Genomic DNA, 10,262 nt, shown 5'->3' with positions numbered 1-10,262 from the left:
TGCATTTCACCGAAGGGCATTCTCGTACCGCTATTGCCACTATGCTGAAGGTCAGTAGAACCAGTGTTAATAAGTGGGTTACCACTTACCTTTCCCAAGGACTATCCGGCCTAGATGACAAGCCTAATCCAGGTCTGTCCTTGGCACAGCAAGCCAGTCTTAAAGCATTCGTACAGCAACGAAGTTTCTCTGAGCAAGGCGGGAGGCTGATGGCTAAGGATCTCAGCCATTTTATTCAGTCTGAATTTGGCGTGACATTCAAACAAGCTAATATCTACATTTTACTACATCAATGGTTTTTTCATGGATAACCACTCGCTCTCGCCACCCGAAACAATCGGAGGCAATGCAAGAAGCTTTTAAAAAAACTTCCTAATGGCAACGACTCGCGACACCCCGGGGCATGTTGCACTCGATCGCATTGATGTTTGGTTTCAAGGTGAAGCCAGATTTGGTCAACAAAATACTACCGCGCCGCTATGGGTAGCAAAAGGCTCAAGATCAAGGGCAGTCAGATAACAGCAATGTGAATATGCTTATCTCTTTGGTGCAGTGTGCTCAGCAACGGGGGTAACAGAAGCGTTGGTCACACCCTTTGTTAATCAAGATGCGATGAGGCAACACTTAACGCTAATATCAGAGGCAACTCATTCGGATAGATATGAACTTGTTATCATTGATGGCGCGGGCTGGCATACGGGTTTTTTTGATTCATTGCGGATTGAATTAACCGATGACAATGTCGCTGTGACGGTTATTTGTCCTGATTTTATGGTGTCACAAATCCATAAGCGTGCTTTGGATGGTACAGGTAAACCGCTGGGGAAATCTCCCATGCAAGAAACTAAAATTCTTACTGCTGAACAATGTGCTGAGATGATGTTGCCCGTTATAGCAACGCGAGGTTGTTTGCTGATCACCTCGTTACGTGGGCGTTTAGGGCGCTGCCTTAAATTAATCGCGCCAAGATTAATCGACAAAATTGCCCGCAGAGCTATCGCCTCCGGGCATTAAAGTCTATTTGTCGTTTTTATTAAGATGGTTAACTATGGTCTGTGTGGCCTCATTTTGAGTCGCTTTTTCACTGTCAGTATCGATATTCGCGGTTGCACTATAGCCGGTCATATCCTCAGCAATATGCAGCCAGTCTTGGTGCCAGTAAAAGCTAGCGCCTTCTAAGGTTTGCCAGTTATGTACGCCAGCCTTTTCACCTTTATAAATAAGATCTTTTACTGAGTACCCCATATGTTCACCTCATTGATTTTATGATTATTTAAATTATAAGTAGATAGATGGTGCCCGTCATCTACCGAGATAAATGGGATTTAGCTCACAAATTTGAGCGAAACAAACCCCGTTTATACGAGGTTTATAGTGGTGGGCCTATTTAATTAGAGCTCGGGATAGTGGCTGTGGTAACGGGTTAATCCTATCCACAAAACTCACTCTACAGAGCTGGTTTCTTATTACAGCTAGGGTTTTACGCACTGTAAAGGCGAGCCAGCGCCTTTCCACTGCGTAGTTCCCTCGCTTAGAGATAAAGGTATAAAGGTTAATCCTTGGCTCATATTCGCAGGGGGCAAATCTGTTTCTAACTCATACATGCCCATAGGCATAGTGCCTGATGTTGCGTTGGCGATGGTTTGTGCGGCTGCAAGGCTTGAGTAGCGCAAACCCAACAGATCAAAATGGCTACGCCAATCTTTGCCTGTGAGCTGACTTAATGACACCAACATGAAGTCGTTGCCCGGTATATCCCTCACAGCTTTGCCACTATAGACGCCATGACCATCAAACGGAAATTGGCTAAAGCCCAGTTTGCTGCGGTTTGCTTCCCAATCATTGGCGTTATTGGCATATTTGCTAAAAATGCGACTGTGTTGATATAGCAAGGTAAACAGGTTAAAGCCATTTTCCAATGTGGTGCCATCGTTCAGCGTCATGCCGTGTGCCTTTAGCGCCATTTGGATATAAAACGCCATGCGATAGCCGTTATGTACTGCATAAGCATTGCTGGCCCAGGGCGCTGTGTATCTGTCTTCACCGCTATTGAGCACTTTACAGTTAGCGCCAAACACTACGCGTTTGCCGCTGGTGTCTGTCGTGCCTGCGGCATCAGACATAAATACATAAAATAGGTCTTTGTGGTTCATGTGGCCATCGGTCACTGTGCCTGTATTGCCATCACGTAGGTAGTGAGTTTTCCACTTCACCACATAGGGAAAAATATTATTAGAGTTTTCCCCGGCGCGACTGCCATAGCCTGCCCAGTTGTCACTGTCACTTGCCGCGGCATATTGTACATTCAGGCGGTTAGTTTGCAGATTATGGCCTAACTCATGGTTATCACCCCAACCTGTTGGGTCGATATTCCAGGCAGCGTCCCAAGGATTACCGCTACAACCTGCGCCGCATTGGGCATTTTGGTCATAATTAGCGTGTTGAATAATGGTGCGAGTATGCAAATTATTGTCGATACAATCGTCGCCAAAGAGTCCTTTGCAGGCTGATAGTACATCACTTGGTAAGGATTCACTTAAACTTTTACCCTGTATTTTGAGCCCTGCAAGGGTGTAAACGCTGTTGATATGGTCGTCGACAATACTGTTGAGTAGCGCGTTGACGTCGATAATTTTACCGCCGATAGCATTCATAAAGCGGTCGCGCCGCAGATGCTGCTCTGCGCCATCTGTACGTAAGTCTACATGGGGTAATTCAGTATTTTGAATACGATCATTAAAGGCTGCGATTTCAGTGGGGTTTGAGAAATCCATCACGGTCGGATGCTGTGCCACATGCTCAGCATTGACATCAACACTTAGCGTGCCGTCATTACCACTTGAAGCATTACCGCTGATGTATAGATAAATCGGCCCGCCGTAAGGGGACGAAAACTCCAAGCTTTGCCCTTGTACTAACCGCAGGCGTTGCTGCGCTAGCTCCAATGGGCCGCGATAAATTTTCTGTTCATAGGCGCGGTTAGTATTGCGTCTATGATAGTTGAGTTTTATCTCTACATTGGCAGTGCTACTGTCGAGGCGAGTGAGTTTGATGGTTTGGCCCGGTAGAGCATACCAACCGGTGGTCGTCCATTGGTCGGCATAAGGTACGCTAATGGTTTTTTGCTCGGAGATGGTGGCAGGGTAAGCGTAATGGGCATTATTGCCCTTGCTGAGATTAGCACTATCGGTAACATATTCCCCCAAATCAGGCTGGGCTAAGTTATGGGCGCGGGCATAACTTATTGTCCAGTCGGCAAATAGAGCCTGCTGCCACTGGGCGTATTCGTTATAGGCAATAGGGTAATCAATTTCGCTGCGGTATTTATCGGCGAGCAGCAGTCCAGCTTTCATTAAAGGGAACTCAGCTTTGGTAAACACATCGATAGCATGGTTATCTAAGGTTACGGCATTGGCTCGATACCAATCGGCGCCAGCTTTGAATGAATCAACAAAAGCGGGCGCATTACAGCTCAAATAATTGCTACCACAATCGTTAAGCACTGAGGTATCAAAGCGGCTCTCCCTAAGTTTACCAAGTAGAGCATTCACTTTGGTCAGGTTTGTATCTTCGGCCAAAATATCAGTCACTCTGAGGTTATTAGCATTGAGTTTTGACCAGTAATTGCCTGCGGTCGACAGCCCCATATCAACGTAAAGTGGTGAGAGCATTGGGCTTTCATCACGCCAGTAATTAGAGAGCAGCAAGGGAATACCCGCCGCCTTAGCTTTAGCTATAGCAGCTTTTATACCGGCAAAACCCAGTGATTGACGGTCGATATCGCTAATCACAATCAGATCCGGTTTAAGCGTTTCGATACAGTTGCTTAACTGGCTGTAGTCACAGGTATTTGCGGCATTAATACTATGGGCATCTGGGTAGTTTTTGGTGAGCCAAGTGCGGATCCCCTCATTATGAGGAAAGTACCAACTGTCGGTGGCGCTTGGCATTTGGGCGGTGACTATACTGAATACATCGGTGCTGAGGCCACTGGTCTTATCGGCGCCTTTGGTCAGCCAGCCTAAAAGGTTTTTCAGCAAAGCATCGGTTTGAGCAGAGGTATTAACGGAAAAAATATTTTCCGCCATAGCGGCATATCTCTGTCCCTGTTGCTCACCCGCCATCACTAAACCGCGCACTGCGCTTGCGCCATTTGCGTCAATGTTTGAAGGCAGTACAGTGAAAGTGTTTTCCGGCATAAAGCTCGAAAAAGTAATGGAGTCATGGCTCGGGTGCCAAGTTATGCTGTTACCTACTCCTTGATATAACTGTTTTATCTGGGCTTTACGATTAATGTCGATATTAGCGAGTTTAGCAATACTGAAATCAATTAACTCAGTTGCGCTCGCAAGCGTATAGTCTTGATATTTGATGGCTTTTTCGGCATTGGAAATAAATATCGGTGTGATAGTGCAATCAGACACCATTGCCGCAGTTGTGTAAGCCAGCCCATTAAGATTGCCCCCACAGCCGGTTACGCCATCGAGTGTAAAACCGCTATTGGCAATAACGCTAAAAATAGCGCTGGTGCCTGATGCGACTTTTTGGCTATTGGGGCTTAGTACGCCGCCCGTGGCTGCTACGCTGCTGGCGGTATATTGCGTTACAGGTGGTTGGATTGGGGGCTGAGTGCTGCCCGCGTCCTCAGACCCCCCACATCCGCTAAGAAGTAGAGTGATGGTGGCATAAAACAGTCGAATCCTCATGGGAGTCCTTGGTGTTTTCGGGCTTTATATTTGGCTGGCATTGTATATTGCCATTATCATTTTAAATAGATTTAATTCTATGATTTCATTTAAAATCATGTGTTTATAATTGACGCCGCGTCAAAATACAGGCATAAAAAAACCGGTGAGATACCGGTTTTTTTAAATGGCTTAATTATTAACCTTGTTGCTCACGCGCAATGGCGCGATAACCAATATCGGTACGAAAATACACATCATCCCAGTGAATCTCATCAACTAATTTATAAGCGGCTTTTTGCGCTTCAGTCACTGTATTGCCAAGGGCCGTTGCGCACAGGACGCGGCCACCGTTAGTGACCACGTGGCCGTCTTTTATTTCAGTACCGGCATGGAAGACTTTGCCGTTATTGTCACCAAGGCTTAGACCGTCAATCACATCAAACTTACGGTACTCATCAGGGTAACCGCCTGCGGCTAACACCACACCCACGGCGGCGCGCTCGTCGTACTCGGCTGTGACTTTATTTAACTCGCCGCGGGTGGCGGCTAAGCACAGTTCAACGATATCAGACTGTAAACGCATCATGATAGGCTGCGTTTCTGGATCGCCAAAGCGGCAGTTATATTCAAGCACTTTAGCGCTGCCATCTGGCGAGATCATTAAACCGGCATACAAAAAGCCAGTGTAGACATTGCCTTCGGCGGCCATACCATCAACCGTTGGGCGAATAACGTTATTAATCGTCCAGTCGTGCACTGCTTGAGTGACTACGGGGGCAGGCGAGTAAGCGCCCATGCCTCCGGTATTTGGGCCGTAGTCGCCGTTATCACGCGCTTTATGATCTTGGCTAGTGGCCATTGGCAAAATATTTTTGCCATCGACCATTACGATAAAGCTGGCTTCTTCGCCTTTAAGAAACTCTTCAATTACCACGCGCGAACCCGCATCACCGAACTTGTTACCGGCGAGCATGTCATCAATCGCAGCATCGGCCTCTGCTTGATTTAACGCGATGATAACGCCCTTACCCGCGGCTAAACCGTCGGCTTTAATCACAACTGGATAACCTGTGGTCGCGGTTAATTCGCGCACAAATGCTTTGGCATCGTTAATGTCAGTACAGTTTTTATAACCCGCCGTTGGAATATTGTGGCGTGCTAAAAAGTCTTTGGTGAAAGCCTTTGAACCTTCAAGTTGCGCTGCGGCTTTAGTGGGGCCAAATATCGCTAAACCTGCGGCATTGAATGCATCAACCACGCCCATCACTAATGGCGCTTCTGGGCCAACGATAGTTAATTCGATGTTGTTGGTTTGGGCAAATGCGAGCAGAGCAGGAATGTCGGTGGCGCTGATCGCCAGATTTTCAACATTAGGCTCTAAGGCGGTGCCGGCATTGCCTGGCGCCACATAGACAGTTTCAACTTGAGCCGATTGAGCGGCTTTCCACGCTAGGGCATGTTCGCGGCCACCGCCACCAATGATTAACACTTTCATGGTTAAAACTCCCACACATCGTAAAAGAAAACGCCCTAAATCATTAGGGCTAAGTTTGATTTAATTAGTGATTAATGACGGAAGTGGCGCATGCCAGTCATTACCATCGCCATACCGTGCTCGTCGGCTGCGGCAATGATTTCAGCATCGCGCATTGAGCCACCCGGTTGGATGATGCAGCTAATACCCGCAGCAGCTGCGGCATCGATACCGTCACGGAATGGGAAAAAGGCATCGGAGGCCATCACAGAGTTCACCACTTCTAAACCTTCGTCAGCAGCCTTGATACCGGCGATTTTAGCGCTGTAAACGCGGCTCATTTGACCAGCACCAACGCCGATAGTCATGCCGTCTTTGGCATAAACGATGGCGTTAGATTTAACGAATTTCGCCACTTTCCAGCAGAACATTAAGTCTTTCAACTCGCTTGCTGTCGGTTGACGTTTAGAAACGACTTTGATGTCTTCTAAACCAACCATACCCTGATCGCGATCTTGTACTAATAGGCCACCGTTAACGCGTTTGTAATCTAGGCTTTGAGTTTTCGTTGCCCACTGACCGCATTCTAATAGGCGCACATTGGTTTTTTTGGCAATCACATCTCGCGCCGCTTGGCTTACGCTTGGGGCAATAATGACTTCAACGAATTGGCGTTCCACGATAGCGCTGGCAGTCGCGGCATCTAACTCGCCGTTAAAGGCTATGATGCCACCAAAGGCTGATGTGGGGTCAGTTTGATAGGCACGGTTATAGGCATCGAGTAAATCTTTACCTAATGCAACGCCACATGGGTTAGCGTGTTTAACGATAACACACGCTGGCTCACTGAATTCTTTTACGCACTCAAGAGCGGAGTCAGTATCGGCAATGTTGTTGTAAGACAAAGCTTTGCCTTGTAATTGAATCGCGGTAGCCACAGAGGCTTCATCAATTTTGGTGTCAACGTAAAATGCCGCCGTTTGATGGCTATTTTCGCCATAGCGCAAATCTTGTTTTTTGATTAATTGGGTATTGAAGGTGCGTGGGAATTTTGAGCTTTCAACGGATAGGGAGTCTTCAGCGCATTCGTCAGTGCTATGGGCTGGAGCCCTATGCATTGGAACCATAGTACCGAAGTAGTTGGCAATCATGCCATCGTAACCCGCAGTATGCTCAAAGGCCGCAATAGCTAAGTCGAAACGAGTCGCATGGGTGGTGCTACCATTATTCGCTGCCATTTCCGCTAGTACACGGTTGTAATCGGCTGCATTAACCACAATGGTGACATCTTTATGGTTTTTTGCTGCTGCGCGTACCATAGTCGGGCCGCCAATATCGATATTTTCGATAGCGTCTTCTAAGGTGCAACCGGTTTTAGCCACAGTGTCGGCGAAGGGATAAAGATTAACCACAACTAGATCGATAGCATTGATGTTGTTATCGGCCATTACACTTTCATCAAGACCACGGCGCGCCAAAATGCCGCCGTGCACTTTGGGGTGCAGCGTCTTAACACGACCGTCCATGATCTCAGGGTGTCCTGTATAATCAGATACTTCGATAACAGGCACGCCGTTATCGGCTAACAGGCGCGCAGTACCGCCCGTTGATAGTAACTCGATACCTTGAGCGTGCAGGGCTTGGGCGAACTCGAGCATTCCGTTTTTATCTGAAACGCTAAGCAGCGCGCGACGAATGGGTCTGGCATTATTGGCAGCAGTCATTTGGGTACAGGGTCCAGTTATTTTAGTTTCAAGGATCTTTCGGAAAACAGAACGAGCTCTGTATTATTCTGCTTTCCAAAAGTCCCTTGGTTCTACTGTTTGACTTTTATCCCACCGTCAGGCGCGCACATTCTAGCGTAAAACTGCTTTTGCGGGTGTTTTTTCTATGTGATTTCACAATATTCATATCAGAACAAAGCCGCACTAATAAAGGAGTGCTGAGTAATGTATTAATTACCTCTTGACCTTGGAGTAGGCTCCAAGGTTTATACTTGCTAACATTGAACGTTGTGCTAGAAATATTCCTTACGTTACGGCGTATTTCGCAAAGGATAAACACATGTACCGTATTGGTGAATTGGCAGATTTGTGTGAGGTGAAAGCCGACACATTGAGATTCTATGAGAAGCACGGCTTACTTACGCCCTCGAGTCGTACTGAGTCTGGTTATCGGGTATATACCCAGGATGATGCTGCGCGCCTGCGTTTTATTTTACGGGCTAAAGCAGTGGGTTTTACCCTAAATGAAATCAGTGATTTACTCTCGATTGAACTCGATAAATCTAACCGGGTCTGCGCCGATGTAAAGGGCATGGTGGATATTAAATTGGCACAAGTTCAGGCCAAAATGGCGGAGTTAACGCATTTTCAAACCAGTTTACAAAGCCTGTCTGATGCCTGTTGTGGTGGGCCACGTAGTGCTGAACATTGCTCCATTTTAGAGGCGTTAGAGTCAAGTACCGAGCGAGTACGGGCAGAGTATCATTCTCATCGACATGAACATCACCATGCCCACAGTAAAGCAACCTATAAAGAGTCAGGGAATTAATTATGTTACTGAAAAATTTTATTGATCTATTTTTAGAGTCTGCTCCGTGGTTATTACTGGGCTTAATACTGGCAGGGTTATTAAAAGTATTTGTGCCCATGGCGTGGATGCAAAAACAACTGGGTGGACACGGCTTTAAAACCGTGGTTAAGGCAGCAATGTTAGGCGCTCCTTTACCCTTATGTTCTTGCGGGGTGATCCCCGCCGCCGTAGGGCTGCGACGTGCAGGGGCATCGAAGGCCGCGACTACGTCATTTCTGGTATCCACCCCTGAAACGGGCGTTGACTCGATTGCCGTTTCCTACGTGTTGCTTGGCCCTTTTATGGCAATTATCAGGCCGATTGCAGCTATTTGTAGCGCGATTGTGGCGGGATTATTGGTTGGCCGCGATGACGACGATGGTAAACCTACCACGGCTAAGTCTGCAGCTAAGATAGATAATGAAGTACCGACAGCATCTTGCTGTGGGCCTAAGGCTGAGCCTAAAGAGGTTACGGCAGAGCCAATTCAAAGTTGTTGCTCATCACCAGTAAAAGAACCCATTAAAGCGGACTCTTGTTGTAGTAGTGAGAAAAAGGCCACAATCAAAATGACGCCAATGGCGACATCTAGCTTGATGAACAGCAATGCCAGTGCTTACACCAATGTAAGTCATGTTAGCGTGATAAAAACTGAGAAAACCGGAAGCTGTTGCAGCACTGCTGCACCAGTCATGCCTGAAAAAATCGTAGTGGTGAAAAAGGGCGCGTGTTGCGACACCTCAACTAAGGTTAGTGCAGATGCGAGTGCGGTTCATCATCAAGGTGAGGCCGATAGTTGCTGTGCATCAACCCAAGATATTGCCACTGAGTTAAAGTCTGAATCGGTATTAACACGCGTTGGGATTGGTCTTAAATATGCTGCCACGGATTTAGTACGTGATACGACTCTGTGGTTGCTGGTGGGGCTATTCTTTGCCGCATTAGTACAAACCTATGTTCCTAGTGACTTTTTAGCAAAATGGGGTGATGGTATTCTGGCGATGTTGGTCATGGTGCTAATCTCGGTGCCTATGTATATTTGTGCTACGGCATCAACGCCTATTGCGGCAGGATTGTTACTTGCAGGCGTATCACCCGGCGCTGTATTGGTATTTATGATGACGGGCCCAGCAACCAATATTGCGACCTTAGGCATAGTTGCCAAAGAACTGGGTAAGCGTGCGTTATGGGGATATCTTGGTGGTGTTGTCGGCGTAGCGTTAGTCGCAGGTATGTTGGTCAATTATCTGGTGGTAACGTTTGGATTTGTAGTGATGCCACAAATAGGCGAGCACCACGAAATATTACCGGAATGGTTAGTGGCGACCTCTGGAATATTGCTCGCGTTACTAATGGCTAAAGTGATATTTGAGAAGATCCCAAGAAGCTGGCTACGCCGCAGTGATTGTTGCTCTTAGTCGACCCAATACATTCAATATTAGCGCTCAACATAGTCACAAAATTTAACGACTAAATAAAAATCCCCAGTGTTAGCGCTAACACTGGGGATTTTTATATCTAAGATT

6 protein-coding genes and 2 pseudogenes are annotated in these 10,262 nt (G+C 47.0%); 4 read left to right on the top strand and 4 right to left on the bottom strand.

All coding sequences use genetic code 11. From position 1 onward, the window contains the following. Together BW947_RS18445 and BW947_RS18610 are read left to right on the top strand one after the other, a co-directional pair. A pseudogene (locus BW947_RS18445) lies at positions 1–723 on the top strand (IS630 family transposase); the annotation flags it as partial. Beyond that, positions 700–1,014 (top strand): annotated as a pseudogene (locus BW947_RS18610) (SDR family oxidoreductase); the annotation flags it as partial. The pseudogenes BW947_RS18445 and BW947_RS18610, both read left to right, overlap by 24 nt. A gap of 3 nt (positions 1,015–1,017) precedes the next feature. Here BW947_RS18610 and BW947_RS10710 read toward each other — a convergent pair. From BW947_RS10710 to purH, 4 genes are all read right to left on the bottom strand, one after another. After that, on the bottom strand, positions 1,018–1,245 hold the full coding sequence (locus tag BW947_RS10710) for a hypothetical protein (RefSeq protein ID WP_076499450.1): 228 nt from the start codon (positions 1,243–1,245) through the stop codon (positions 1,018–1,020). Positions 1,246–1,472: 227 nt separating this feature from the next. Continuing rightward, the gene (locus tag BW947_RS10705; protein ID WP_076499448.1) at positions 1,473–4,706 is read right to left on the bottom strand and encodes an ImpA family metalloprotease; all 3,234 of its coding nucleotides are present in this window, start codon (positions 4,704–4,706) and stop codon (positions 1,473–1,475) included. A 178-nt stretch (positions 4,707–4,884) separates the two neighbouring features. Beyond that, positions 4,885–6,183, bottom strand: a complete 1,299-nt coding sequence (gene purD / locus BW947_RS10700; protein WP_076499446.1) for a phosphoribosylamine--glycine ligase — start codon at positions 6,181–6,183, stop codon at positions 4,885–4,887. Positions 6,184–6,254: 71 nt separating this feature from the next. Then, positions 6,255–7,886 carry a bifunctional phosphoribosylaminoimidazolecarboxamide formyltransferase/IMP cyclohydrolase gene (gene purH / locus BW947_RS10695; RefSeq protein ID WP_076499444.1) on the bottom strand — a complete coding sequence of 544 codons (1,632 nt, stop codon included), beginning with the start codon at positions 7,884–7,886 and terminating at the stop codon, positions 6,255–6,257. A gap of 340 nt (positions 7,887–8,226) precedes the next feature. On the opposite strand from purH, the gene zntR reads away from it, so the two are divergent. Together zntR and BW947_RS10685 are read left to right on the top strand one after the other, a co-directional pair. After that, the gene (gene zntR, locus BW947_RS10690) at positions 8,227–8,715 is read left to right on the top strand and encodes a Zn(2+)-responsive transcriptional regulator (protein ID WP_076499442.1); all 489 of its coding nucleotides are present in this window, start codon (positions 8,227–8,229) and stop codon (positions 8,713–8,715) included. 2 nt (positions 8,716–8,717) lie between these two features. After that, the gene (locus BW947_RS10685) at positions 8,718–10,154 is read left to right on the top strand and encodes an SO_0444 family Cu/Zn efflux transporter (protein ID WP_076499440.1); all 1,437 of its coding nucleotides are present in this window, start codon (positions 8,718–8,720) and stop codon (positions 10,152–10,154) included. Positions 10,155–10,262: the final 108 nt, after the last annotated feature.

The sequence above is a fragment of the Shewanella morhuae genome (assembly GCF_900156405.1).
Taxonomy (GTDB): Bacteria; Pseudomonadota; Gammaproteobacteria; order Enterobacterales; family Shewanellaceae; genus Shewanella; species Shewanella morhuae.
The sequence above is the reverse complement of the archived record's forward strand: the minus strand, read 5'-3'. Positions and strand labels throughout refer to the sequence as shown.

Excerpts from the sequence above, each read along its gene's own strand:
- BW947_RS10710 (WP_076499450.1), bottom strand. The coding sequence starts at position 1,245 with ATGGGGTACTCAGTAAAAGATCTTATTTATAAAGGTGAAAAGGCTGGC.
- BW947_RS10705 (WP_076499448.1), bottom strand. The coding sequence starts at position 4,706 with ATGAGGATTCGACTGTTTTATGCCACCATCACTCTACTTCTTAGCGGA.
- purD (WP_076499446.1), bottom strand. The coding sequence starts at position 6,183 with ATGAAAGTGTTAATCATTGGTGGCGGTGGCCGCGAACATGCCCTAGCG.
- purH (WP_076499444.1), bottom strand. The coding sequence starts at position 7,886 with ATGACTGCTGCCAATAATGCCAGACCCATTCGTCGCGCGCTGCTTAGC.
- zntR (WP_076499442.1), top strand. The coding sequence starts at position 8,227 with ATGTACCGTATTGGTGAATTGGCAGATTTGTGTGAGGTGAAAGCCGAC.
- BW947_RS10685 (WP_076499440.1), top strand. The coding sequence starts at position 8,718 with ATGTTACTGAAAAATTTTATTGATCTATTTTTAGAGTCTGCTCCGTGG.